We start from the raw sequence: 23,846 nt of genomic DNA, 5'->3' as shown, positions 1-23,846 counted from the left end.
CTCAGTGGACGTTCATCGCGTTGTCGACCTGGACGTCGACGTCGTCGGCGGCGATGCTCACCGTGCCGCCGCTGATGTTCACCGCGCCGTTGCCGGCGTCCAGGTCGATCCGGGTGGCGGTGATGGTGATCGAGCCGTCCTGCTTCATGACGATCGACGACCCGCCGGCGGCGTGCTCGATGGTGATGCTGTCGGCCTCGTCGGCGCGTTGCGGGCGCTGCCCCCGTCCCTGCAGCTGGTCCCGGCCCACCCGCACGGTCAGCTCGCCCAGCTCGATGACGCGGTTGCCGTCGCCGTCGGTGAGGTCGTGCGTGACCTTGCCGTCGTGGTCGGCGGGCACCACCGAGTCGCCGATCGACGAGCGGCTGTTCGTAGCCACCCCGACCGGCAGCGACAGCCACCAGTCCCCCGGCTGCGACACCGGGGCGTGCCCGGTGGGCCAGAGCGCGCCCACCTCGACGGGGTCGTCGGGGGCGCCATTGCGGTAGGCCAGCGCCACCCGGGTGCCCGGATAGCGGGGCAGGATGAGCCCGCAACCGCCCCAGGCGAACGGGGTCAGGTAGGTCACCCCGGGCAGCGGCGCGGGCTGTTCCCGGCGTACCGGCAGACGGCGGGCGGCGTTGGGCCGGCCGTCCGAGCGGACCAGGCCCTCCCACACCGTCTCGGTCTGCGCGGGCGGCTCGACCGCGCCGCTGGCGTTGGTGGCGGCGGCGCGTACCTCGCCGATCTCCAGGCCGCGCGTCTCGCCCCGGGCAGCGCGGGCCGCGCGGCGCACCGCCTCGGCGGCGGCCACCCCGGGCGACGACGCCGGGCCGGCCGGCTCGGCGGCGGCCACACCGGACGCGTCGCTCCAGGTGTCCCACGCCTGGGCGCCCGAGGTGACCTCGACGCCCTGCACCACAGTGACGAACCCGGCGGTACGCGACAGGGTGTGCCGGGCGGCGCTGAGGTAGAGCAGTTTCGCCCCCGCGCCCAGCTCGCCTGTCGACGGGGCGAACGGCGCGGCGAACGACCCGAGCAGCGCCGCGCCGACGCTGCCCAGCGTGGTGGCCTCGTCGGTCGCCGGTGGGTCGAAGCGCACCAGGTCACCGGGCTTCAGGTCGGGGCGGCCCTTGAGGGTCAGCGTCCACGCCCTGCGCCGCGGTGCGGCGGTGCCGCCGGTCTCGGTGACCGCGTACGGGTCGGTGTCCTGGGTGCCGTTCTCGGTGCACTCCAGCAGGCCGGTGGCGAGGGTGAGCGGTTTCGGCTCCCCCTCCGGGTACGGGATCGGCCGCTTCCCGACGTGCACGGTGCCGTCGCGGATCAGCAGCATCCCCCGCCCGTACGCGTTGAGCGACTGCTGCAACGCGCCGCCGATGCGCTCCAGGGCGGCGCGGTAGAGCAGCCCGGCCCCGAAGGCGACCCGCTCGTCGCCGGCCGCCTCGGTGGCGCCCCGGGTCATCGTGCCGTCGGGGTTGGCGCCCCACCCGGTCACGTCGACCCGGGTCCGGTCGCGGATGGTTTGGATAGCGGCGGTGAAGGTGGCGGCCTCGAACCGTTCGGCGACCCGCTGCCCGAGGCGGGCGTACGCCTGCTCGACGAGGGTCAGCTCGGTGTCGTACGTCCGCTCCCCGGTGAGCCGGCGCACCTTCGTCACCCGCAGCACGGCGACCAGCGCCTGGGTCAGCTCGGCCGGGGTCGGGCCGGCGTTGACGCCGACCAGGTTGGTGAAGAACGCGCCGACGGAGGTGTTGGCGTCGCGCCAGTACAGGTGCAGTTTCGCCACCAGCGGCGGCTGCCCCTCGGCGGTACGCAGCGCGGCGAAGTGCTCGTCGATCAGGCCCTGCACGGTAATCGTGTACGCGCCGGGGCCCAGCCCTTCCGGCAGCGCGGCGTCGATGGCCGCGTAGTAGTCGGCGCTGGACAGGGTGAGCGCGACGTCGGGGCTGAGCCCGGTCGGGGTCTCCCGGTGAAACGTCAGGGTCCAGCCGGCGTCGTTGCCGACCGCGCCCTGGCGCACCTGGCCGGTCTGGAACGGCGTGAGCGTCACCGCAGCACCCTCCGCATCTTCTTGTCGAGCAGGTAGCGGTAGCGCAGCCTGCCGGGGCCCAGCTCGGATTCGACGCGCTGCGCGGGTGGGCGGCGACGCCAGACGAACTCGTTGATAGGCGGCGGCCCGAAGGTGTCGACCGCACGGTCGGCGGGCCGCCACGCCACCGTCAGGGTGGAGCCGTAGTCGCCGGAGCCGCGTACCGTCCCGGCGTGCAGCAGCCAGGCGAGCACCACCACCTCGACGGCGACCGGGGTGGTCCCGGCGGGGTCGACGGGTGTGCCGGCGTCGGGGCAGACCCGCCGCAGGCCGGCGGCGAGCGGCACCGAGCCGAGGATCCGGGTGCCCTGGCGGACGACCAGGCGCAGCGGCACCCGACCGACCAGGGCCGGCGCCCGGGGCGTGGCGGGCGGCGCGGGTCGGGGCGTCAGGTCGTCGGCGGAGCTGCTCACCACGGCGAGGGGGTCGGTGTTCAGCCACTGCCGGGCCAGCCCGGTGGGCAGGATCAGCACCGCGTGCACGCCGGCGCCCAGCTCGACGCGGTGCGGCAGGCCGGCGGTGAGGCTCTGCCGGACCTCGGTGAACCCGGGGGGCACCTCGATGGGCGTCTCCGGCAGCAGGTAGCGGTCGATCGGGAACGGTGGCATCAGTTGCCCAACCCGTCGGCGAGCGCGCCGACTCCGATGCTGGCCACGTCGAGCAGCTTGCCGAGCAGGCTGGGACGGGGCACGTGGACGAGGGTGATGGTGGTGTCCAGGACGTCGCGGCGGGCGGCCGAGGCGTTGAAGGTCAGTGACTGCACCTGCATGTCGGTGCGGATGGTCATCGAGGTGACGAGGATGAGCCCGCCGAACTTCCCCCCGGAGTACGCCGCGAGGGCGGTGCCCCGCTTGCTCGCCTCGGCCATCGTCTCCAGGGCGAACTTCCAGGCGTAGCGTTCCGCGCCGACGAGCACCCCGGTCAGGGTGATGGTGTCGTCGTGGGTGGCCACGATGGCCTTGTGCGCGGTGGAGCCGATCGGTGGCAGGTGGTAGGTCTGGGCGAGGGAGATGGCGGTGACCGCCCACAGCGGGATCGGCAGCACCCCGTCGCTGATGATCGCCGACGGGACTGTGCCGTAGCGCATGAAGCTGCTGGTGATGGCCATGCTCAACGCCCTCCGACGGGTGGCAGCGGCACCGGCGTACCGGTGGGTTCGACGGCCAGGCCCAGGTCGCGCAGCGCCTGGGTGATCTCGCGGACCTCGCCCGCGGCGCTGGTGACCCGCAGCCGCAGCCGGCGTTCCTCAAGCGCCGCGCTGATGCGCGCGGGTCGGGTGGACGCGGAGCCGCGCCGGTTGATCCGGTCGATCTCGGCGGCGGCGTCCTCCATCCGGGAGATCGCGTCGAGGATGCGCGGGTCCGGGGTGAAGCCGGGGTCGTCGCGTTGCAGCCGCGCGATGGCGTCGCGGAAGTCGGCGGCGTCGCGGCGCAGGTTGACCACGAGGTTGTCGGTGAGCGCGCTGACCCCGGCGACGCTGCTCGCCCGGTGCGACTTGTCGTCGACGAGCCACACCCAGCCGTCGTGGCCGATGCCGACGAGGTCGGTGCCGGCGACCTTGACGTTGGCGTCGGGTCCCTTGAGGAACAGCTCTATGCTGCTCAGGGAGAACGCGGCGCTGTACTCACCGAGGACACCCCGGCCGTAGGTGACCATGTCGTGGCGCAGGTAGGCGCGGAAGCCGGGGCCGTCGTCGGCGCGTCCGCCCCCGTCGCGGAAGCGCCGCCACAGGGTGGCCAGGGCCTCCGGGTTGTGCACGGCGAGTTGTTGGGTGAGCCAGACGTCGCCGCCGGCCACCACGGCCCGCAGTTCCGGGTCACCGATGCGGGCCAGGGCGTCGGCGAGGCGGGCGTCGCTCATCTGCAGGCCGCGCGAGCGGGCCCGGCCGAGGTCGTCGACGGCGGTGCGCAGCCGGGCCAGCTCGTCGGGGGTGAGCCGACCGCCGAGGCGGGTCTCCAGATCGGCGACAGCCGCCCGCTTGCCACCCTCGCTCTCGGCGGCCACCGCGCGCCACAGCGCGGCCGGTTCCAGCTCGGCGGCGCGGCGCAGCGCCGCCTGCCGGTCCGCCGGCATGGCCCGGAACGCGTCACCGACGATCGCGGCCGGCTCGGCGTGCCGGCCGGCCGCGCCGCCGCCGCCGTCGAACTCGCGCAGCAGCGAGTCGGCGTACGCGCCGGCGTCGTCGGCCAACCGCAGCGGCGCGTCGCCGACGATGCCCTCGCGAGGTCGGCTCAGCTCGCGCATCTCGGTGCTGAGCTGGTCGAAGTACTCCCCGAGGGTCGCCACCCGCACCCCCTCGGGCAGGGTGCCACCCTCCAGCACGTGGTCGAGGATCGCGGCGATGTTGTCCCGCAGGACGGCGATGCGTTCCAGCCGGTTGAGCGCGTTGCCCAGGTGCAGGTCGCCGACGTCGTCGACGATGCGGCGGATGAGGTGCTCCAGCAGCCGCCGGGACCGCACCTCGCCGGCCTCGCTGTGCTCGGCGATGGTCCGCATGAACCGGCGCAGCCGGGGGTTCGCGTCGGCGGCGGCGTGCACGGCGGCGGCGTCGAGGAACCGGCCGGCGCGGAACCGGCGGGGCCCGGTCACGGCCGCACCACCGGCACGCGCGGGCCGGACGCGGCGGTGTGCTGCGAGTCGAGCACCATGAGGATGAACCGGGCGCCCTCCGGGCCGCCGACCGCGCCGCTGAGCATCGCCTCGCGCTCCACGTACGCGAGGATCGGCTCCATCAGCTTCTGCACGACCCGTTCCAGCACCTCGTTGAGCAGGATCTCGGTGAGGAACGCCTGGAGCAGGTCGCGGGAGGCGGCTTCGACGATCTGTCGGGTGACCCGGCGTACCACGTACCCCCGGGCGGCGCGCAGCCCCGCGCGGACGCCGAAGCGCAGCGCGACCCGGCCGCCGCGCACGGCCGCGCCGCCGATGGTGCCGGCCTCCGGGATCAGCGACATCGCCAGCCCGAGGTACGCGGCGAACAGCTCGACCTCGACCTCGGTGCGGGTGAGCACCAGCTCCGGGTCGAGCATCGAGGAGTAGAGGCGCGCCCGCTGGTGGGCGTGCGCCACGTCGACGGCGGCGACGGCCACCCCGACCACGAAGCCCAGCGGTGGGCAGAGAATGGACAGCGCGATGATCCCCACCATGATGGCGAACGCGCTCAGCGCCTCCCGGCCCAACTCGGTGTGGAACAGGCTGTCGACGCCTGTGGCGTAGTAGAGGTTACCGCCGAAGAACTCGCCGATCTGCTGGTGCGTGACCAGGTGGATGCCCTGCAACGCAAAGCTCGACCCGGCGATGGTGGCCGACGGGATGTGCTCGCTGATGCGGCTGGACCGGAAGGCGAAGTGCGCGTCGGTGCGGGCGCGGCCCAGCATCTCGGTGTTGTTGCGCCGCATGTCCTGCAGCACCCGCCACAACTCGTCGCGGATCGCCGACCGGTTGCCGGCGAAGCGGGCCAGCACGTCGGGCAGGTCGGTGATCTGCTTGACCAGCGGGTCGACGCCCTCGGCCTCGCCGCGCTGGATGACCAACGCCTGTTCGATGTCGGCGAGGGTCCACAGCACCGCGTGCGAGTCGCGGATGCGGGTGACGCCGTCGCGTTCGACGATCTCGCCGGCCGCGCCGGGGCTGGTCAGGGCGGCCTCGGTGGCGAGGAACGCGGTGGAGATGGCGCGGGCTGCCCCGTACCAGGCGGTGGACGGGTTGGCCATGCTCACCGTGGCGAGGACGCCGCCGCCGGCGTCGGTGTGCTCGGCCGTCCACCGGGCCGCCTCGTGCCGGCGCAGCCGCTCGCGCAGCCCCTGCAGTTCGGCGTAGTCGGTGAGTTGGGAGACGATCAACCGCTCGAAGATCGGCGCGTACTGGTCGAAGTGGGCGATCCGCGCGTTGATGCCGGTCTGCGAGCTGAGCAGCAGTTGCACAAGCATGGCCTGGCTGCCGACGATGAACAGCTGCCCCACCGCGGCCTTGACGGCTGGGCTGAGCGCCTGGACGAAGTGCAGGTTCCAGGAGGCGGACGAGTCGATCCAGCCACCCTGGACGCGGGCGAAGTGCTCGGGCTGGCTGTAGCGGCCCATGACCAGTTGGGCGAGGTGGTCCAGGCGGGGCACCACTCCGGCCAGGTGGCGCAGGAACTGCACGGCGGGCGAGGCGACCGGCCGGAAGTCCAGCGGGCCGAGCCCTCCGGTGCCCTCGGGGACGGGCCGGGTGAACGCCTCGCGTTCGGCGGAGCCGACCAGCAGGCTGATCGCCGCGGCCCGGCCGCGCAGCACGGCGGCGGCCTGGAGGCAGAAGTTCGCCGGATAGCGGCACGGCTCACCCATCTGCAGCCGGAACGCGATGTCGTCCATCAGCCGACGCAGCTCGTCGCCGTCCGGCCCGAGCGCGGCCAACTCCGGCTCGCCGTTGAACGGCGCGCAGGCGGGCATCGTCGAGTGCCCGCCGCCGACGACGGGGAACCGGCTGCCCTCGGCGCCGGCCGGCGCGCTCGGGCTGCTCGGGTCGAAGACGAACCCGCCCCGCCGGCCGCCACCACTGCCGTCCCCGCTGCCTCCGGTGCCGCCGTCCGCCCCGGTGCCCGTGCCGCCGGCGCCGCCCGACCCACTGCCGGACCCGGTGCCCGTGCCCGCGCCGGTGCCGGTGCCGGTACCCGTGCCGGTGCCGGTGCCGGTGCCCGTGCCCGTGCCGCCGGGTGGCGCGTTCGGGTCCGGCGGGGCCGCCGGGTGCTGCTCGATGGTGATCGGCAGCAGGTTGGCCGTGCCGGTCCAGTGCAGGGTGGCGTCGGTCTCCTCGGTGCCGACCAGCAGCAGGGACACCCCGCCGATGCTGACCACCACCAGGCACGTCGGCGTCGCCCCGCCCACCGAGGCGAGGATCGCGTCGACCCGCCGGGTCACCTCCGCGTCGACGGCCCGCTCGATCTGCGCCTGGTACTCCTGGGCGCTGGTGGTCTCGCCGCGCGGCGAAGCGGTCCGCAGCCGCTGCCGGATGTCGGCGCTCAGCTCCTCGTCCACCATGGCGACCAGGGCGCTCCGGTCGGCGACCGGCCGCCGCTGCACCGTCCCGGGCTGCGGGCTGGGCACCCGCTCCTCCACCTCGAAGTGCGGCTGCGGGGTGGCCCGGAACACCGTCTCGCCGAAGCGCTCGAAGGTCAGGACCGACAGTGGCGTGGTGGTCACCATGATCGCCCACACCGGACGGCCGTCGGGGCCGACCACCCGCGCGATGATCCCCTGTGGTGCGCCGGAGGGCAGGCCACCGTGCTGGCGTACCGCCTCGCGGGCCAGCTCGGCGAAGTGATCGGCCAGGTAGGTGGCTGGTCGCAACAGCCACTGGTAGGTCACCGGAGGCGGCTCGTCTCCGTCCACCGGCACCTCGGCGGCGTCCCCGCCGTCGTCGTAGGACGGCACCCGGTAGACCGCGAGGAGGTGGCGCATCCGCTGCGGGTCGAACAGTTCGGTCGCCGGTCGGCTCAGCGGCGCGGCCACCCCGGCGGGCAGCCCCGGATCCAGCCGCGCCGCGCCGACCACGTCGTCGATGCGCCGGCGCAGCCGGGCCTCGAAGGCCCGCCGGTCGTCCGGGGACACCTGTTCGGCGGCCGGGCCGGTCCACCGGAAGTCCGGCGCCGCGGCGCGTACCTCCAGATAGCCGCCGCGCGGCGCGACCACCTCCTGCCGGGAGCGTTCCAGGGCGCGGGCCAGGGCCGCGGCGAGCGCGTCGGTCACGGCCGCCGGCCGCTCGGTCACCGACCGGGCGTCCAGCCGGATCCGCACCGGCACGTGCACCGAGATGGCCACCGTCAGAACCGCCCGTCCAGGTGCTCGGCGAGCCGGGCCAGCGCGAGGTCGGCGAGCGCGTCGGCGTCGAGGGCGCCGCCGGCCGCGACCACCTCGATCTCCACCGGGAAGTGGTACGCGATGACCGCGCGATCGTCCTCGGCCACCTGCTCGGCTTCCGCCTCGCTGCCGGCCGCCGGCAGCACCAGCTCACCCGCGTGCACCAGGGCCAGCCCGGTACGGGTGACCCGGGCGGCGCGGCCAGCTCCGGTCGCCATCTGCTACCTCCGGTTCCTCGTCGGTCGGTTACGGCAGAACGGACGGGTCGCCGGTCTTCGGGTCGACCGAGGCGGCCAGGCTGAAACCGCTGAAGGTCGCCGCCGGGGCGCCGGAGATGGTGGCGGTGGTGGGTGTCGCGCTGGTGATCAGGCAGTCCCGCAGCACGAAGGACGAGAACGCCCAGTCGTCGCCGGTGTGCTCCAGCAGCGCGATGTCGAACAGCTCGCCGTCGAGCGCCAGCTTGGTGAGCCGGCCGGCGACATCCCCGATCGCCTTGACGGTCATCGTGAAGTTCATCGACACCGGCGCGTGGATGACGCCCATGTGGGTCACCTCGCACGAGTGCAGCGCCTCGACGTTGAGCGAGAAGGACGGGCTGAACGAGTCGATCGGGCTGATCAACACCGTCTCGGTGCCCTTGGTGTACTGCACCGCGAGGCGGGTCTTCCACTCCATGGTCTGGTTCCTCCGGTCAGAACTTGGCCACGAGCGTGACCAGCAGGCGGCTCACGGCCGGGCCGTACGTGACGGTGACGACCAGGTCGACGGTGCGGTCGGCCCGGGCGGCGGTGACGATCGAGGTGTCGGTGGCGGTACGGGCGGCCTCGGGGATGGTGAGGATGTCGAGCACCGGGATCTCGACGCGGTAGTCGTCGATCACCGCCTGCCGCTTGAGTGGGCCGAGGATGCCGTCCACCTGGGTCTTGAGCAGGGTCATGCCCGGCTTGGTGATGCGGGCGTCGCCGACCAGGCCGATGAGACCGGCGCGGAGCATGAACTCGATCTGGTCGAGGGTGCGGACCAGGTCGACGTGCAGCAGGCTCGCATCGGTGGTGAACAGCCGCCCGTCGGCGAAGTGCAGGCTCTCGCCGGTGATCAGCGTCGGGTCGATGATCGGGGTGAGGTTGGCCTCAGAGAGGCCCTTGATCTCGGCCGGGCTGTACTGCTTGGCCACCGGGATGGCCACCCCACGGATCTTCTTCAGCACGATGCTGTGGTGCACCGGCAGACCGGCCACGGCCGCCATCGCGGCGGTGGCGGCGTCGCCGTCGGCGCCCCGGGCGGCGATCATCACCATCCGGCTGGTGCTGCTCTTGAGTGGGTTCGCCGCGGTGGTGATGTCGGCGACGTAGCTGGGGCCCTTCTCGGTGGCCGGGTTGACCATGGCGAAGCCGATCCGCCGCTGGCCGGCGGCCGACATCGTCTCCACGTGCGCCTTGAGCGCCTGCAACCCGGTGGGCGCCCCGGCTCCGGCCGGGTTGCCGACGGTCGACTCGTTGGCCAGCGACACCATGGTCACGTCGTCGGCGGCCTCCAGACCGCCGAGCGCGGCGGCGTAGTCGTCGCCGGCCACCTTGACCCCGTACACCTTGGCCGGCCGTGGGTCCTGCAGGAACGCCAGTTCCAGCGAGTTGTAGAGGGCGTTGCGGACCACGTTGCCGGCCTGCCGGCGGGCGAAGTTGGTGACCGCGTCGTCCAGGGTCTCGATCCGGACCGGCGTGTTCGCCGGGGCGGAGCCACCGTCGGCCGTGGACGGCGCCTTGCCCACCACGGCGATGACGCCCGGCGAGCGCTGGGCCAGCGGCGCCGGTGGCGGCACGATCCGGACCTCGATGAACGGGAATGCTGCTGTCGGTGCCACGGGTCCTCCCGGACGAAGTTGCTGCTGGTCTGGGTTCTCAGGTCGTCACGGCGGCCAGTCCGATGCCGCTGCGGGCGAGCCACTGGCCGGCGCGGGCGAACCGGGTGGCCCGCTTCTGCGCGGCGGTGCCGGCGTCGCCGCCGGGCCAACCGTCGTCGTCGAACGTCTCGATGGGGACCACCCAGACGGCGACCACCCGGTGCCGCCGCCGGACGTCGTCGGGTGCGGGCACGTCCAGGCCCAGCTCCTCGGCGCGGGCCCGGACCAGCCGCGTCTCGACGAGCAGGTCGGCGAGGGAGAAGCCCCGGTCGCGGATCAGCACGGCGGCGGCGAACGGCAGCGGACGGGGTGTGGGCGGCGCGGCCGGCGGCGCCGCGTAGCGCAGCCGTACGGTGGCGCCGGCGGTCTGCCCGCGCATCCGCGCCACCAGGTCACCCGCGTTCGCGGCGCCGACGCCCGCGAGCAGCCGGTCCAGGTGCGCGTCGGTGAACGCGGCCGGCTGGTGCAGGCCCGCCCGCAGCCGGGCCACCAGTCGGGTACGACGCTCGGTCTCCAACAGCGCCGGGTCGGTGGGCAACGCGCCGAGGTCGGCGATGATCTGCGGGTCGACGTCGAAGGCCGGCACCGCCACGTCGAGGTCCTCGACCCGGTCCCGGGCGAGGCTGGTGCGCACCACCAGGCTGCCCCGCCAGAGCGCGTCGATGCGCAGCGCCGACCCGCCGAGGCCGTGCAGCCGGACGCGCAGCTCGGTACGGGTGGTGCCGCCGGACCCCAGCCACTCCCCCTCGGCCAGCGTCGCGGGCGCGGCGGCGAAGCCGAGGGTCAGCTCGTCGAAGACCGCCGCGTACGGGGGCGCGACCGGCATCGCCTCGGTGTCGTACGCGGCCTCGACCAGGTGGGCCAGCGACGCGTCGTCGAAGACGGCGGCGCGGGTGCCCGGATCGGCCAGCCGCACCAGCACCCCGTCGACGAAGTCCACCGCACCGGCCTCCCCGCTGCCCCTGCCAGGGCACGCCGCCCGGCTGGGCACGAGGATCGCGAAGGGGCCGTCACCCGAGCGTCACCACCACCGTCACCGTGCCCCGGCGAGGTCCGGACTGTCGGGAACTGAGCACCCACACAGTCAGCGGCGGCTTGTCGACTGACCGTCCTCGGCCGGGCTGGCGTTGTCTCGGCGGGAGGCACGATCCGGCGCGCCCGGCACCGTCCGGCCCCGGTCACTCGTGAGAGCGACATACCTCAGAGTCATATTCATTCCTCAGAGTCATAACGCTCATTGGAGTAACCGCCCCGCCGGCCGTCACCGACCGCGACATTCCGTGCGTGCCTCCCGATCCGGCCGGGGCGACGCCTCGAGGGCCGGCCGAGTGCGACCGGCCGGCCCTCGGGTCGATCAGAGCCGGTAGAAGTCGGTGTAGTGGTTGGGCGAGAACCAGGTGGCGCCGCTGCTGCGGTTCACCACGATCCGGTACGCGTCGCGGGCGGCGCCCTGGGTACGCGGGTACACGTCGTACTCGTAGTAGGTGGCGTTGGTGGGCAGTTGACCCTCGTTGTTGTAGAACCGGCCGCCGGCGAAGTTGGACAGCCCGCCGCTCCAGGAGTACCAGCCGCGGCTGGTCGGGAAGCCCTTGGCGGACCAGCCGGAGCGTGCGGTGCGCGCGTCCGCGCAGCGGCTGACGGTGCAGGAGCTGTAGACCGCCGCCGACGCGGAGTCGGTCAACCGTGGGGCCACCACGGACGGGCCGACCAGCGCGGCGGCGACCATGGTGAGGAGCAGGGCGAGGGTGGTGGTACGCCGGCGGATCGCGCCGAGCGTGGCCAGCGGGGACACGAGGGTGGACACAGGCTGCCTCCAGACCATCCGATCCATCGATCCGCGTGATTGGCGGACCGGAGTCAGTCTCGCCGTTGCCGGCCGTCAGCAACAGCCCGCGCACCCCAACTGCTCCACAATGCTCGATGAACCCCGGACCATCGGTCCCCCCACCAGCGGGGGCAGCGCGAGCATCCCGACGCCGACCCGACCTGGGGCCATCGGCGCGGCTACGGGCATATCGGTCATCGGTTGTTAGCGTGACATGCGGATCGGTGACCGTGAAGGGGTGCCATGACGGACGCTCCCGAGGAGAGGCCGAGGCCCGCGGACCTGTGGCGTCGGCGGGGCATCCGTGGGCTGACCATCGCCCGGGACGTGAGTGTCCGGGGTTGGCGGTGGTGGGCACGGACGTGGGATCGGCTGGTGGCCGCGCTCCAGGACGAGGCACCCGTCGGAGCCGGGGCCGGACCGTCCCCGCCGGGTCCGCTCATCGAACAGCGCGACGCGCCCCGGCTGATCGCGGTCCCCTCTCGCGGGTACGTGTACTCGTTCTACGTCCGCGCCACGTTCGCCTGGTCGTCACCCGCGAGCCTGCGCGCCGAGGTGTTGAGCTGGTACGTGCAGTACTTCCAACCGAACGCCATCCAACGGCTGACCCGGCTGGCCGCCGACGCCGCCCGGGACCTGCCGCCGCACCGGGCAGCCGATCTGGAGGTGGCGTTGCAGCGGGCGCTCGCCGACGATCCCGAGTGGCGCTACCAGCGCGGCGACGTCCTCATCACCTGCCGACCCGACGCCGCCGTCCGGCTCGACGAGCGGATCATGCCGGCGCTCCAGCCGCACGTCGACCGGATGGTGAAACTGGAGTACCAGTTCGACGAACAGTTGCGCAGGGCGACGTACGCCGAGGAGCTGAGCCGACGGTGGACGACGATCCTGGGCGACCACCTCGACGCGGACGCCGACCAGGAGGTGGCCGACGCCCGCCAGCACCTGCTCGCCGCCCAGCGGGAGGCCGCGCGGTGGATCGGCGAACTTCTTCATCTCCGCGCTACCAAATCTTGATCGGGTCGGCATAGACCTTCATGCCGATTGTTCCCGATCCGCGCGTTCTGCCATGATCGCCAACGCTGGCCCGGCTGGCTAGCATCCTTTCGTCCACCTCCGAGTAGCACCGCATCCCGCTCATGATCACTTGATGCTGAGCAGTTGTCAGGGGCTCCGGAAAACTAGTCAGCATCAAGTGATCATGAGCGAGCGCGGCGGCTGGCGAGGATTGCCAGGGTCTGCTGGCGGACCTCGGCGGGGTTCGCCAGGAGGCGGCGGTGGGTGAAGCGGACGACGAGGATTCCCCTGGTGGCCAGCAGGGCGTCGCGGCGGAGGTCGACCTCGCGTTCGACCGGATCGCCATGGGTGGTGGCGCCGTCCAGTTCGACGTTGACGCGCTCCGCCTCGGCGAACATGTCGAGGTAGATGGTTCGGGCACCGACCCGTACCCGCGCCTGCCGGATGAAGGTGGGCATACCCGGACCCGTGAAGACGTGGTCGTGACCCCAGATCTCAAGCGGGCTGCGGCAACCGGCGGCGAGCCGATCCAGCAGACCGCGCAGCGCCGCGCGATCGGCCAACCGGGGCACGTCGGCCAGGGCGACGACGAGCCGCTGTGGCGTGGTGAGCCGGTCGTTGACCGCCCTGATGAGGGGCCCGGCGCGGTCAACCGGTGGCAGCAGCGGCCAACAGTCCACCAGGGTCCGGTCGAGCCGCGTCACCGGCAACCCACCCCGTACCACCACCTGCGGCGGCCCGACCGCGAACCCGGCGCGATGGCGCACCACGAGATGCGGCCGACCCCGCAGGCCCGATCCGGCGGGCAGATCGAGGTGTACCGGCTCACCAGGTGGCTGGCGGCGTAGGCCCCACACGTCGAGCGCGGTCAGTCGACCGAGCGCGCCGCAGCCGTCGGCGTACGCGAGGGCTGCCCGGCGTGCCAGCTCGGGCTCGATCCGGGCCAGGATCGGCACGTCCGCGCCCGTGCTCCGGATCAGGGTGGCGTCCAGGTAGACCCCGGGCAGCGGGCGCACCAACCGACCCGCCCGCCGGGCGGCCTGAATCGTCCACTCGGGTGCCACTCGCACCACGTCTGACCAGGTGCACAGCCCACCGCCCCGAACCAACAGGGCACGCAGTCGCGGATCCACGGGCCCGACCGTGCCGCACGGAGCCGTCGACCATTGCCTGTGCGGGCACCGCTGTGGACAGTGCAGGAGCCTGTGGACAGCACACCACTCCGCGGATCCCCGTGGTATGCGGTGGTGATCCGTCCGGGCCTGCCCGGCCGTCGCCGCGCCGTCCGGGTCGGTCGTGGGAAAGAGCATGAATGAAGAAAGACGTTCGTCGGACGGGATGAGATCGTGGCTGCGCGGCGCCTGTCACGTCGCCCCGCACGGGCAGTCGTCGCCGGCAGAGGCGTCCTCCCGGTCGGGCCGGTTCACGGCTGGAGGGCAGATCACCATGGCGCACATCGATCTGGGGATCGACGAGAAGGAGTTTCCCGGCGTCACCGGCCCGATGCGGTACCGCCCGGAAACGGCGAAGCCGCTCAACGAGTTGGCCGAGGTGCTGCTGCGCGCCCCGCACACGCTCCCGCGCGGCGAGCGCGAGCTGATCGCCGCGTACGTCTCCGGGCGCAACGAGTGCACCTTCTGCTGCGCGTCGCACTCGGCGTTCGCCGCCGCGCAGCTCGATGAGGGCATGACCCTCGTCGACCAGGTACGCGCGGATCTCGACACCGCCCCCATCTCGGCCAAGCTGCGGGCGCTGCTGCGCATCGCCGGCGCGGTGCAGATCAGTGGCCGCAACGTCACCACCGAGCTGGTCGCCGACGCCCGCGCCGAGGGCGCCACCGACCTGGAGATCCACGACACCGTCCTGATCGCCGCCGCGTTCTGCATGTTCAACCGCTACGTCGACGGGCTCGGCACGTTCGCGCCCGAGGGCCAGGAGGCCTACGCCGGGATGGCACACCGGATCGTCGACGTCGGCTACGGGTCGGCGGCCCGTACACCGGCAGTCTGAGCACAACCACGGGTGACCGCACCCCGATCCCCCTGAGATGGTCGACGGGCACGCCTGATGAAGCCCGTCGGCCGTGCGGTTGGAGGGATCGATGGACCGTCCCCGCTTCCTGCTCGACGCCGCCCAGCGGCTCCGAGCTGACATGGTCGACCGGCTGAGCACACTCGTCTCCTGCGAGTCGGCACCGGGCTCGCTGCCTGAGCTGGAGTCCTGTGCCGACCTGCTCGCCGACTGGGGGGAGGACGTGCTCGGCCGGCCCGCCCACCGGGTCGTGATCGACGGCCTGCCGCACCTGCTGTGGCCGGCCGCCGACCAGCGCGTGCTGCTGCTCGGGCACTTCGACACCGTCTTTCCGGTGGGCACGATCCGGTCCCGGCCCTTCGCCGTCCGCGGGGACGTGGCGACGGGGCCCGGTGTGTGCGACATGAAGGCCGGCATCGTGCAGATGTTCACGGCCCTGAGCCTGATCGAGGACACCTCGGCGGTCGGCGTGCTGCTGACCTGCGACGAGGAGAGCGGGTCCGGCACGTCGCGGCACCTGATCGAGCGCGCGGCGCGGCGCTCGGGCGCGGTTCTCGTCTGCGAGGCGGCCACCCCGGACGGGCACCTGAAGGTGGCCCGCAAGGGTGGCTCGGTCTACCGCCTCACCGTCTCGGGTCGGGCGGCCCACGCCGGCGTCGAACCCCAGCGCGGAGTCAACGCCACCGTCGAGGTCGCCCACCAGGTTCTCAGCCTGGGCGCGCTCGGCGCGCCCGACAGCGGCGGCACCTCCGTCACACCGACAGTGCTCTCCGCCGGCACCACGACGAACACGGTGCCCGAGCGCGCCAGCCTGGCCGTCGACGTCCGGGCCTGGACGAGGGACGAACTCGAACGCGTCGACCACGCCATCCGCGGGCTCGTCCCGTTCCTGCCCGAGGCGACGCTGGCCGTGCAGGGTGGAATCAACCGCTACCCGATGGCTCCGGAGCTCGCGCGGCCACTGCTGGAGGTGGCCCAGTCGATCGCCCGCCGGCTGGGCATCCCGCGCCTCACCGGCGCGTACGCCGCTGGCGCGTCCGACGGCAACTTCACCGCCGCGTTGGGCGTACCGACCCTCGACGGCCTGGGCGCGGTCGGTGGCGGAGCGCACGCCGCCGACGAGTACATCTGCCTCGACCGGATGCCCGAACGGACGGCGCTGCTCGCCGGACTCGTCGACGCGCTGTCCACGATGGATCATTTCGGGCCGCGACTCATCGACGACATCCCGTAACGTGCTTCTCGCCGGTGCGTGACCGGCAGCGAGGGGTCGGCTTCGGCATGCCTACGGGACAGCACTCGGAATCGCTCATTCCCCCGCTCGGCGTCGAGGAGGAATTCCTCGTCGTCGACGCCGACCGGGGCGAGGTCGTACCGGAGGCGGCCACCGTCGTCGACGGCGCGCGAGCGACGCTCGGCCCTCGGGTCGGCGGCGAGATCACCCGGTTGCAGATCGAGACCCGCACCGACCCGTGCCAGAGCCTCGACGACCTCGCCGCGCAGCTCGTCGAGGGCCGGGCCGCCATCCAGACCGCGGCCCGTTCGGCGGGTCTGCGGGTGATCGCCAGCGGCTCGCCGGTGCTGGGCCGTGCCGTGCCGCCGCCGCTCACCGAGGGGCCGCGGCAGGATCGGGGCACCGCCACCTTCCGTGGGCTGCACGACGAGCTGGCGATCTGCGCCGTGCACGTCCACGTGCAGCAGCCCGACCGGGACCGGGCCGTGCTGATCGGCAACCACCTGCGCGCACACCTGCCGGTGCTCCTCGCCCTCTGCGCCAACTCGCCCTACTGGGCGCAGCGCGACACCGGCTACGCGAGTTGGCGCAGCGTCACGTGGGGGCGCTGGCCGGTGGCCGGCCCGCCGCCGTACCTGACGTCCGCCCGGCAGTACGACGACCACGTGGACATGCTCCTCGACGCCGGCGCGCTGGTCGACCACGGCACGATCTTCTGGGACCTGCGCCTGTCCACGCACCACCCCACGCTTGAGGTACGGGTGGCCGACGTGCCCGTCACCGCCGCCGAGTCCGCGGCGCTCGCTGCCCTGGTGCGGGCCCTGGTGGTCGCCGCCGGGGAGGCCGTCGACCGGGGCGACGAGGGCCCGCGGCTGGCTCCCGAGCTGCTGCGACTCGCCTACTGGCGGGCCGCCCGCGACGGGATGGGCGGCCACGGCGTCGACGTCGGCACGGGCCGGCTGCTGCCCGCCGCGGCCCTGGCGGAGCGGCTGGTCGAGCGTGCCCGGCCGGCGCTGGACGCGGCGGGTGACCGCGAACGGGTGGAGGGGTGGCTGAAGTGGCTCGCTGCGGACGGCGACGGCGCGACCCGTCAGCGTGCCGCCCAGGCAGCGCGCGGACGTCTGACCGACGTGGTCGACGAGCTCGTCAGCCGGACCGCCCCCGACCTGCCCGCCTGCGAACAGGGCACGCCTGCGTAACGACAGGCGGCGTCGGCTCCGCGATGCTGGAGGGACCGGAGACCGGCACAGTTTCATCAGGGAGGCCACAGGTGAACGACACCGACCTGGTACCCAGGGTCCCCGTCCAGCACCACCGCCGACCGCCGGCCGACATGGTGCGCGAGGCGGAGGCGTTCGCTCAGCGGATGGCGCAGCGCCGGTCGGTGCGGGACTTCGCCAGTGACCCGCTGCCCGACGGGGTCGTCGAGGCCGCGATCCGGGCGGCGTCGACCGCGCCCAGCGGCGCCAACGTGCAGCCGTGGCGGTTCGTCGTCCTGACCGACCCGGCCCGCAAACGCCGGCTGCGCGAGGCCGCCGAGGCCGAGGAACGGGCGTTCTACGACCGCCGCGCCTCGCCGGAGTGGCTGGGTGCGATCGCCGGGCTCGGCACCGACTGGCGCAAGCCGTTCCTGGAGACCGCACCGGCCGTCATCGTCGTATTCGAGGTGCACCAGGGGCCGCACAGCCCGAAGCCGTACTACGTCAAGGAGTCCGTCGGCATCGCGGTCGGCCTGCTGATCACCGCGCTGCACCACGCCGGCCTGGTCACACTGACCCACACGCCCAGCCCGATGCGGTTCCTCAACGAGGTGTGCGAGCGACCTGCGGAGGAGCGCCCGTACGTCGTGATGCCCGTCGGTTATCCCACCCCGGACGCCCACGTCCCCGATCTGGCCCGCAAACCCCTCGACGAGGTCATGATCCGTTGGTGAGGTCCCCGGTCAGGAACTCGACCAACGGCTCGACGTGTCGGTCCGGGCGTCGCCACTCGGCGAGCAGATCCTCCAGCAGGTGCTGTTCGTGGACGAGTTCCGTGCCGCGGTAACGCCGGATCACCGGGTGGATGAAGGCGCTCTCTCGGGCCCGGTCGGGGGTCGGGTGCCGGTCGATGGCGAAGACGTCGCCGTAGTCGTCGCGGCCCCACCGCAACGCGAGCGTGTACCACTGCGTGGCCGCCGCGAAACGCTCCACGGCGTAGTCCTCCGGCAGGTCCTCGTAGTGGTGGATGTCGCCGGTGGCCTCGTCACGGACGAAGACGTCGCAAAGGTACTCGAACTGGGTCCACAACGCCGAGGACCAGTTGACGCGGTCGAGCATCAGCTTGGTCAGCGACACGGCGTCGGCCGGCGTCGTGGCGTACGCCAGCGGCACGCCCTCGTAGCGCTCCCACAGGATCCGGGTGAACGTCCGGAGGTTGTACCGGAAGCCGTCGATGAACGGCGACGACGCGTGCTTCGCGTCCCGCGCCTGGGCGATCGTGCCGGCGAAGTACAGGTCGTCGATGGTGCTGGACTGCCAGTCGGGGCGTAGGCCGGGCATGCGGCCGTCGCGCACCATCTCGGGTCGAGACGTCTCGTCGAACATCGTCGTGTCCATCCGGAACCCGGTGCACCGCAGCACCGTGTGGTAGTCCAGTTCGGCGGTCTCCCCCTCGGCGTGGGTGTACGTGATCGACACCCGGAACCGCCCGTCGACGGGCCGTATCTCGTCGATCGTGCAGTCCAACACCGAGTGCAGCGTCTTGAACTGGTAGCTGTCGAGGATCGCGCCGTACTGACCACGCACGTCCCCGGGGTGCTTGGTGTTCCACGCCAGTCGCAGGGGCTGCCGGCTGGCGAGGTGCACCATCGACGCTCGGCCGAGGATGGCCGACGCGGTCTCGAAGGCCGAATTGCCCTTACCGATGATCAGGACCCGCTGACCGTCGTACGCCGTGGGGTCGACGACCATGTCCTCGTACCCGATGGCATGCTCGATGCCCTTGATGGCCGGCACGAAGGGCCGGCCCCAGCCGGTCGCGACGACCAGGCAACGCGCGCGCACCTCTCCCTGGTCGGTGCCCACGACGAAGCCGTCGCCGGTCCGGGTGATCCGCTCGACAGTCGTGCCGAAACGGATGTTGAGCGCATGGACCCGCTGGAACTCGGCGAGGTAGCGCACCAGGTCGTCAGCGGCCGGCAGGTACTCCTCGCTGAAGCGCGGGAACAGCAGGTCCGGGGAGTCGTTGAGCAGCGAGTTCCAGTCCCAGCGCAGGCGGATCTCCGGATCGGTGCTGTCGGTGTGCACCTTGTTCAGCGAGATGAGCCGGCGGTGGCGCGGGAACCGCCGGAAGAAACCGCCGGGCTCGTCGCCACTCTCCAGCGTCAGGTAGTCGGCGCCGTGCTGCTGAAGGTAGTAGCTCAGTTGAAGGCCGGCGGGCCCCGCCCCGACGATGACGTACCGGTGTTCACTGCTGAGCATCCTGCGGCCCTTCGACGGAGGGATGAATCCATCGACCATGGGATGCCAAGCGATATGTGTCAATGCCGTCCCGGGCACGAACAGCGCCCCGCGATCCTCCATCCGTCGATGAGGGCGGCGTCAACTCGTGATCATCGGCCTATCACGCAGGGGGGCGGTGGGTCATTCGGATGGGTTGAGTGAGCACTGACCGGGCCGCTGGGATGTCCGCCAGTCGAGTGGCCAGTGTGGCGACGGCGAGCCGGTCCGGGAGTGCTGCACTGAACTTGAGGCCGGCAACCGCCCTGTCGGATACCTCCGGGAGGCAGATCCGCTCGGCAGCATCCGCCAGTGCCATTCGCATCGTTTGGTTGTTGACGTCTGTCCGCAGCCGAATCGACGCGTCGTCGTATCGCTGGGTTGGGTCGACGAGTTCGCTCAGGGTGGCGATAAGGGTGGCGTTCGCACGGAAGCCAGCCCAGGTCCACCACCTCACCTCGTCATCGCCGTCTCTGGCGATCACGGTGCCCCCGGGATGCACGATCGAGGTCGCGCCGTCTCGCAGATCGGCCAGCCTGGTCTTCGCCCGGCCAGTGAGGGCGACCGGCGGTTCGGCGCCGAGCAACACGTCGCGCATGGCACGGACCATCTCGTACGACAATCCCTGACGGGACCCATTGGTCATCCACAGGGCCTTCCCGCCGCCGTCCGCGGGCTCGACGAAACACCGGCGACGTTTCCAGTCGACATGGGTAACCCGCCAACTGCGGCCGGCGAGTAACAACAGCCGAGGACCAGACACCTTCACCGTCAACAGCGCGGGATCGGTCCGGCCGATCTCGGTACGACCAGCCAGAACGGTGAACTGCGGTGGCGCGGTAAAAACCGCCAGCATGTCCATGAAGTGCCGACGCCCGAAGCGCAACTCCGCCTCCGGCCCGATGAAGAGCATCCCGGAGTCGACATCGAGGTACCCACGCTCAACGAGGTGTCGCACGATCACGTCCGCGCTCTCGTCGAACGGAGCCAGCCCGTTCCACTCCTGTGACCAGAGGCTGTCACCGATGCGATGTCGCTGCAGGGACAGCGCCAACATCTGCTGCGCGACGATGTGTCGTGGTTCGGGTGGGGGCACGACTGCCTCGACCCAACCCTGCGCCCAGAGGTTCAGGAGGCCGGCGGCATGCAGCAGCCCTTCCTCGTTCAGGGCCAAGAACAGACAGTTGCGGGTGCTGCCGGGACGCCGACCCGTCCGGCCGATTCGCTGCAGGAAGGCAGCGACGCTGCGCGGAGCGTTGATCTGGATTACCCGGTCAAGGTCACCGACGTCGATGCCCAGCTCGAGGGTGCTGGTGGCGACGATGACGCAATCGCGCTCCTGAGCAAAGGCTTCCTCCGCCCGCCGCCGCTCGTCGACCGAGAGAGACGCGTGGGAGAGGAACGTCGTCACGTTGAGGGCACGCAGGCGTTGACCAAGGTCCTCGACCAGCGCACGGGAGTCACAGAAGACCAGACGCTTCTGTCCGTGATGAAGCGCCGCGATCACCTTCGCCGCGTTGTGCACAGATCCGACATAGTCCAGCTCAACCTCGCCGACTGGAGGCGGCACGGGCGTCGCCGAAGCCGTCGCGGGAAGGAGGTCGGGTGCTACCACCCGCGCTGGCCTCTGGCCATGACCCGAGCCCTGCAACCATGCCAACAGCTGGTCCGGGTTGCCGACCGTCGCGGAGAGGCCGATGCGCTGCACCGAGCGCCCCGCCACCCGGCTGAGGCGTTCCAACACGGCCAGAAGGTGCCAACCCCGATCATCACCGGCAAACGCGTGCACCTCGTCGACGACGATCGCCCGGAGCTGACCGAAGAACACGTCGTGATCGACGACCGAGCTGACCAGCATCGACTCCAGGGACTCCGGGGTCGTCAGCAGGATGTCCGGACGCTCGCGCAGGATCGCCCGACGCCGCCCCGTCGTCACATCACCATGCCAGAGCGCCGCCCGACGCCCGAGCCAGGCCGTGTAGGTCTCCAGCCGGGGCAGAAGGTTGTTGAGGAGTGCCTTCAATGGGCAGACGTAGAGGACGGACGTGCCTGACCAGCTCTCCTGCGCCATCCGAGACAGGAGCGGGAACACCGCCGCCTCGGTTTTTCCACCGGCGGTGGGCGCGAGGAGGAGCGCATCCTCTCCTGCCAGCAGTGGCTGCACGGAAGCATCCTGCAACGGCCGCAATGCCGGCCACTGCAGAGAGTTCACGACGTGGTGCAGTACGACCGGGTGCAGCAGGTCCGCGCCGGTCATGAGGTGTGTGCGGGCAGCCCTTCGAGCCGCTTCAGGAGCTTTTCGCTCAACGACTGGAAGTCCTGGAAGCACCGCTGCACCAGGGTCTGGGTGCTGCCAAGAGCGCCGTCAGCCGACCGGAGGTCAAACATCGGCTTACGTGCATCATGGGCCAGCGGCATCAGGCTTTGATAGTTGCGCAGAGTGGCGATCTCCGAAGGACGCCCGGTAGGCGGGGCGTTCGGTTCATCGAGCACCGCCGAGGCGAAGACCTGCGGAATCCGATCAAGCCACCGCTGGTATGCCCGCACGGGCCGGTCGAGGCGCATGGTCGGCTGCATGATCACGTATCCGAGGGGATGCATCAGTCCTGCCGGGGCGTCGATGCCGGACGGCAGATCGGGCATGACCTTGTAGTGCCAGGTCCGCCTCCACGCGCGCAATGTCGGGCCGAGGTTACGCAGGCCACGCAGAGAGAAGAGGTCCGCCGCGAGCGGCACCAGGACCGTGTCGGCGGCCAGCAATGCCGCTCGATTGATCGCGCCCAGGTTGGGACCCACGTCGATGAGCACGATGTCGGCATCCACCTCCCGCGCGGCTGCCTGGATGATGCGATGGAAGGCTGTGGTGGTGCGGAGTGCAGCTGGATCACCAGTGAAACCCTTCGGCCACGCCTCACTCAGCCGGTCCTCGAAGGAGCTGAGAGTCAGGTCGCCAGCAACTAGCCAAAGCCCTTCGGCGATGGTCACCGCGCGGCAGGGCAGAATATCGCCCATACCCTCCATGATTGGCTTCACCGCGGCTGCCACCGTGGGTGCCCCTTGATCGGCCTCCTCAGCTCCCGATGCCCCGTTCGACTCCTGCCACACATCTTCGAGAGCCTCATCGTCGAGGAAAGCCGCAGTCAGGTTTGACTGCGGGTCCAGGTCCACCGCCAGCACGCGATGCCCCAGACGCTGGAGCATGTGTGCGAGGTGGTAGGTCAACGTCGTCTTGCCGACGCCACCCTTATTGTTGAACAGCGCAACAGAGATCATGATGCGCTCCCGACAACCACGGTCCAGGACGAATCGTCGACCAGAAACTCGGGCGGAGGGTTGGCGTTGCGCGCAAGGGAAGTGCGGATCCGGCCGATGCCCCGCCCAAACTGGTTCACGAAGCCCAAGGATTTCATTGCAGCTGCCAGCGACGGGTTCCGGTAGTCATTAACTCGGTCGAAGTTGTCGGCCCGTACCTGACCGAATGGACCGCCGGGGTTGGTCACCTCGACGCGATCGTCGAACCAGGCGATCCGTACGGGCGCGTTCGAGGACTCGTAGTTGCGGTGCATCAGGGCGTTCATGCAAACCTCCCGTAGCGCCTCGATGGGATAGTTCGGGCGCTGCTCCTCGCGAAATCCGCTCACCTCGACCAGGCGGGTCCGGAGGTGCCCCTTCAAGACGCTCTCGAGTCGCTCGGCGACATCAATGACGTTGATCCGAAGTTCGTGCTCGTCCTGAATGGCACCGCCCACGTCGATGCCCTCGTACCGGACGAACTGAAGGTAGGCGCCGGGAATTCGGTTGGTCGGATCGAGACCGACGAGCAACAGACCGAGCACCGTCGGGGAGCCGTCCGGGTCGGCGAGGCGGAGAGACGCGAGCTGTTGTGCGGTCGACCGGTGATTCTCCTCTATGACCGACGCGTCAACCGCTTGACGCAGGTACTCGGATCGGAACAGCTCCAGGTCCAGTTCGTCGAGCGTGCCGCCGACGATGGGGCGGACGTCGAACGGGGTGTCGTAGGCGCGACGCCGCTCGGAGAGCACTCGCTCGTCCGTGCTGCTCGCCGTACGGGTTGAGGGGCCCGGCCGGACGTAGACGACGTTGTCGAATCGGACCGGCGGCGTATGGGAGGCGTTGACCCGTATCCGGATGACCTGTTCGCCCCGGTAGGGCTCGCGGGTGACGACCATCGACGGCCGGTCGAGGATGCGTCCCTCGTCACGGATGTTGGTGAAGGTCAGCAGTGCCTCGTCCGAGGTGTCCACACCACTGACCGGCTGGCCGTGTTTGTCGACACCAATGAGCAGGTCGCCCCCTCCGAGCTGCGGCAAGTCGTTCGACAGCGCGCAGATCGCCTTCCTGATCGCGTTGCGATCCTTCGCTTCCCGCTTGAACTCGAGTGCGGCGGTCTCCTGCGTGCCGAGGAGTGAGGCGAGGTCGTTGCTCATGAACTGA

Annotated in this window: 20 protein-coding genes; 5 read left to right on the top strand and 15 right to left on the bottom strand. The window is 71.4% G+C overall.

The window, feature by feature from the left end; genetic code table 11:
- Nucleotide 1 precedes the first annotated feature (1 nt).
- From ACFYPH_RS06535 to ACFYPH_RS06490, 10 genes are all read right to left on the bottom strand, one after another.
- A complete protein-coding gene (locus ACFYPH_RS06535) occupies nt 2–2,029 on the bottom strand; it encodes a hypothetical protein (RefSeq protein ID WP_387179677.1) in 2,028 nt (675 codons plus the stop codon).
- Nucleotides 2,026–2,676 carry a hypothetical protein gene (locus tag ACFYPH_RS06530; protein ID WP_354859584.1) on the bottom strand — a complete coding sequence of 217 codons (651 nt, stop codon included), beginning with the start codon at nt 2,674–2,676 and terminating at the stop codon, nt 2,026–2,028. The genes ACFYPH_RS06535 and ACFYPH_RS06530 overlap by 4 nt, the downstream gene beginning before the upstream one ends.
- Nucleotides 2,676–3,176 (bottom strand): hypothetical protein, encoded by a 501-nt coding sequence (locus tag ACFYPH_RS06525; RefSeq protein ID WP_053659787.1) that lies wholly within the window; start codon nt 3,174–3,176, stop codon nt 2,676–2,678. Before ACFYPH_RS06525 ends, ACFYPH_RS06530 begins: the two co-directional genes overlap by 1 nt.
- A gap of 2 nt (nt 3,177–3,178) precedes the next feature.
- Nucleotides 3,179–4,657: a hypothetical protein gene (locus ACFYPH_RS06520; RefSeq protein ID WP_387179673.1), complete on the bottom strand. Its 1,479-nt coding sequence runs from the start codon at nt 4,655–4,657 to the stop codon at nt 3,179–3,181.
- Complete coding sequence (locus ACFYPH_RS06515; protein WP_387179670.1) at nt 4,654–7,866, bottom strand: hypothetical protein; 3,213 nt, start codon at nt 7,864–7,866, stop codon at nt 4,654–4,656. The genes ACFYPH_RS06520 and ACFYPH_RS06515 overlap by 4 nt, the downstream gene beginning before the upstream one ends.
- Nucleotides 7,867–7,868: 2 nt before the next feature.
- Nucleotides 7,869–8,123: a hypothetical protein gene (locus ACFYPH_RS06510; protein WP_088989350.1), complete on the bottom strand. Its 255-nt coding sequence runs from the start codon at nt 8,121–8,123 to the stop codon at nt 7,869–7,871.
- Nucleotides 8,124–8,151: 28 nt separating this feature from the next.
- On the bottom strand, nt 8,152–8,580 hold the full coding sequence (locus ACFYPH_RS06505; RefSeq protein ID WP_234582446.1) for a hypothetical protein: 429 nt from the start codon (nt 8,578–8,580) through the stop codon (nt 8,152–8,154).
- Between the two features lie 16 nt (nt 8,581–8,596).
- Nucleotides 8,597–9,766: a hypothetical protein gene (locus ACFYPH_RS06500; protein ID WP_354859592.1), complete on the bottom strand. Its 1,170-nt coding sequence runs from the start codon at nt 9,764–9,766 to the stop codon at nt 8,597–8,599.
- 37 nt (nt 9,767–9,803) lie between these two features.
- Nucleotides 9,804–10,745, bottom strand: a complete 942-nt coding sequence (locus ACFYPH_RS06495; RefSeq protein WP_354859595.1) for a hypothetical protein — start codon at nt 10,743–10,745, stop codon at nt 9,804–9,806.
- Nucleotides 10,746–11,159: 414 nt separating this feature from the next.
- A complete protein-coding gene (locus ACFYPH_RS06490) occupies nt 11,160–11,609 on the bottom strand; it encodes a ribonuclease domain-containing protein (protein ID WP_354859597.1) in 450 nt (149 codons plus the stop codon).
- A gap of 264 nt (nt 11,610–11,873) precedes the next feature.
- On the opposite strand from ACFYPH_RS06490, the gene ACFYPH_RS06485 reads away from it, so the two are divergent.
- Complete coding sequence (locus tag ACFYPH_RS06485; protein ID WP_354859599.1) at nt 11,874–12,647, top strand: hypothetical protein; 774 nt, start codon at nt 11,874–11,876, stop codon at nt 12,645–12,647.
- A 182-nt stretch (nt 12,648–12,829) separates the two neighbouring features.
- Here the strand turns inward: ACFYPH_RS06485 and ACFYPH_RS06480 are convergent, their stop codons facing one another.
- Complete coding sequence (locus ACFYPH_RS06480; RefSeq protein ID WP_387179663.1) at nt 12,830–13,780, bottom strand: DUF559 domain-containing protein; 951 nt, start codon at nt 13,778–13,780, stop codon at nt 12,830–12,832.
- Between the two features lie 313 nt (nt 13,781–14,093).
- Here ACFYPH_RS06480 and ACFYPH_RS06475 point away from each other — a divergent pair, with 313 nt between their 5' ends.
- From ACFYPH_RS06475 to ACFYPH_RS06460, 4 genes are all read left to right on the top strand, one after another.
- Nucleotides 14,094–14,657 carry a carboxymuconolactone decarboxylase family protein gene (locus ACFYPH_RS06475; RefSeq protein ID WP_354859603.1) on the top strand — a complete coding sequence of 188 codons (564 nt, stop codon included), beginning with the start codon at nt 14,094–14,096 and terminating at the stop codon, nt 14,655–14,657.
- A gap of 91 nt (nt 14,658–14,748) precedes the next feature.
- On the top strand, nt 14,749–15,912 hold the full coding sequence (locus tag ACFYPH_RS06470) for a M20/M25/M40 family metallo-hydrolase (protein WP_387179659.1): 1,164 nt from the start codon (nt 14,749–14,751) through the stop codon (nt 15,910–15,912).
- 47 nt (nt 15,913–15,959) lie between these two features.
- The gene (locus ACFYPH_RS06465; RefSeq protein WP_387179656.1) at nt 15,960–17,111 is read left to right on the top strand and encodes a glutamate--cysteine ligase; all 1,152 of its coding nucleotides are present in this window, start codon (nt 15,960–15,962) and stop codon (nt 17,109–17,111) included.
- A 23-nt stretch (nt 17,112–17,134) separates the two neighbouring features.
- Nucleotides 17,135–17,845 carry a nitroreductase family protein gene (locus tag ACFYPH_RS06460; RefSeq protein WP_387179653.1) on the top strand — a complete coding sequence of 237 codons (711 nt, stop codon included), beginning with the start codon at nt 17,135–17,137 and terminating at the stop codon, nt 17,843–17,845.
- Here the strand turns inward: ACFYPH_RS06460 and ACFYPH_RS06455 are convergent.
- The 4 genes from ACFYPH_RS06455 to ACFYPH_RS06440 all read right to left on the bottom strand — a co-directional run bounded on the left by ACFYPH_RS06455 (nt 17,829) and on the right by ACFYPH_RS06440 (nt 23,839).
- Nucleotides 17,829–19,373, bottom strand: a complete 1,545-nt coding sequence (locus ACFYPH_RS06455; RefSeq protein WP_387179650.1) for an NAD(P)-binding domain-containing protein — start codon at nt 19,371–19,373, stop codon at nt 17,829–17,831. The genes ACFYPH_RS06460 and ACFYPH_RS06455 overlap by 17 nt on opposite strands.
- A 142-nt stretch (nt 19,374–19,515) precedes the next feature.
- Nucleotides 19,516–21,648, bottom strand: a complete 2,133-nt coding sequence (locus ACFYPH_RS06450; protein ID WP_387179647.1) for a DEAD/DEAH box helicase — start codon at nt 21,646–21,648, stop codon at nt 19,516–19,518.
- Nucleotides 21,645–22,664, bottom strand: a complete 1,020-nt coding sequence (locus ACFYPH_RS06445) for a ParA family protein (protein ID WP_387179644.1) — start codon at nt 22,662–22,664, stop codon at nt 21,645–21,647. Before ACFYPH_RS06445 ends, ACFYPH_RS06450 begins: the two co-directional genes overlap by 4 nt.
- Nucleotides 22,661–23,839: an ATP-binding protein gene (locus ACFYPH_RS06440; protein ID WP_387179641.1), complete on the bottom strand. Its 1,179-nt coding sequence runs from the start codon at nt 23,837–23,839 to the stop codon at nt 22,661–22,663. Before ACFYPH_RS06440 ends, ACFYPH_RS06445 begins: the two co-directional genes overlap by 4 nt.
- Between the last annotated feature and the right edge of the window lie 7 nt (nt 23,840–23,846).

This window comes from Micromonospora sp. NPDC005252, assembly GCF_042872475.1.
Classification (GTDB): domain Bacteria; phylum Actinomycetota; class Actinomycetes; order Mycobacteriales; family Micromonosporaceae; genus Micromonospora.
Note: the sequence above shows the minus strand (reverse complement) of the source record. Positions and strands in the feature narration are given on the sequence as shown.

Excerpts from the sequence above, each read along its gene's own strand:
- ACFYPH_RS06470 (WP_387179659.1), top strand. The coding sequence starts at position 14,749 with ATGGACCGTCCCCGCTTCCTGCTCGACGCCGCCCAGCGGCTCCGAGCT.
- ACFYPH_RS06505 (WP_234582446.1), bottom strand. The coding sequence starts at position 8,580 with ATGGAGTGGAAGACCCGCCTCGCGGTGCAGTACACCAAGGGCACCGAG.
- ACFYPH_RS06455 (WP_387179650.1), bottom strand. The coding sequence starts at position 19,373 with ATGCTCAGCAGTGAACACCGGTACGTCATCGTCGGGGCGGGGCCCGCC.
- ACFYPH_RS06450 (WP_387179647.1), bottom strand. The coding sequence starts at position 21,648 with ATGACCGGCGCGGACCTGCTGCACCCGGTCGTACTGCACCACGTCGTG.
- ACFYPH_RS06510 (WP_088989350.1), bottom strand. The coding sequence starts at position 8,123 with ATGGCGACCGGAGCTGGCCGCGCCGCCCGGGTCACCCGTACCGGGCTG.
- ACFYPH_RS06445 (WP_387179644.1), bottom strand. The coding sequence starts at position 22,664 with ATGATCTCTGTTGCGCTGTTCAACAATAAGGGTGGCGTCGGCAAGACG.
- ACFYPH_RS06465 (WP_387179656.1), top strand. The coding sequence starts at position 15,960 with ATGCCTACGGGACAGCACTCGGAATCGCTCATTCCCCCGCTCGGCGTC.
- ACFYPH_RS06530 (WP_354859584.1), bottom strand. The coding sequence starts at position 2,676 with ATGCCACCGTTCCCGATCGACCGCTACCTGCTGCCGGAGACGCCCATC.
- ACFYPH_RS06485 (WP_354859599.1), top strand. The coding sequence starts at position 11,874 with ATGACGGACGCTCCCGAGGAGAGGCCGAGGCCCGCGGACCTGTGGCGT.
- ACFYPH_RS06525 (WP_053659787.1), bottom strand. The coding sequence starts at position 3,176 with ATGGCCATCACCAGCAGCTTCATGCGCTACGGCACAGTCCCGTCGGCG.
- ACFYPH_RS06460 (WP_387179653.1), top strand. The coding sequence starts at position 17,135 with ATGCTGGAGGGACCGGAGACCGGCACAGTTTCATCAGGGAGGCCACAG.
- ACFYPH_RS06440 (WP_387179641.1), bottom strand. The coding sequence starts at position 23,839 with ATGAGCAACGACCTCGCCTCACTCCTCGGCACGCAGGAGACCGCCGCA.
- ACFYPH_RS06475 (WP_354859603.1), top strand. The coding sequence starts at position 14,094 with ATGGCGCACATCGATCTGGGGATCGACGAGAAGGAGTTTCCCGGCGTC.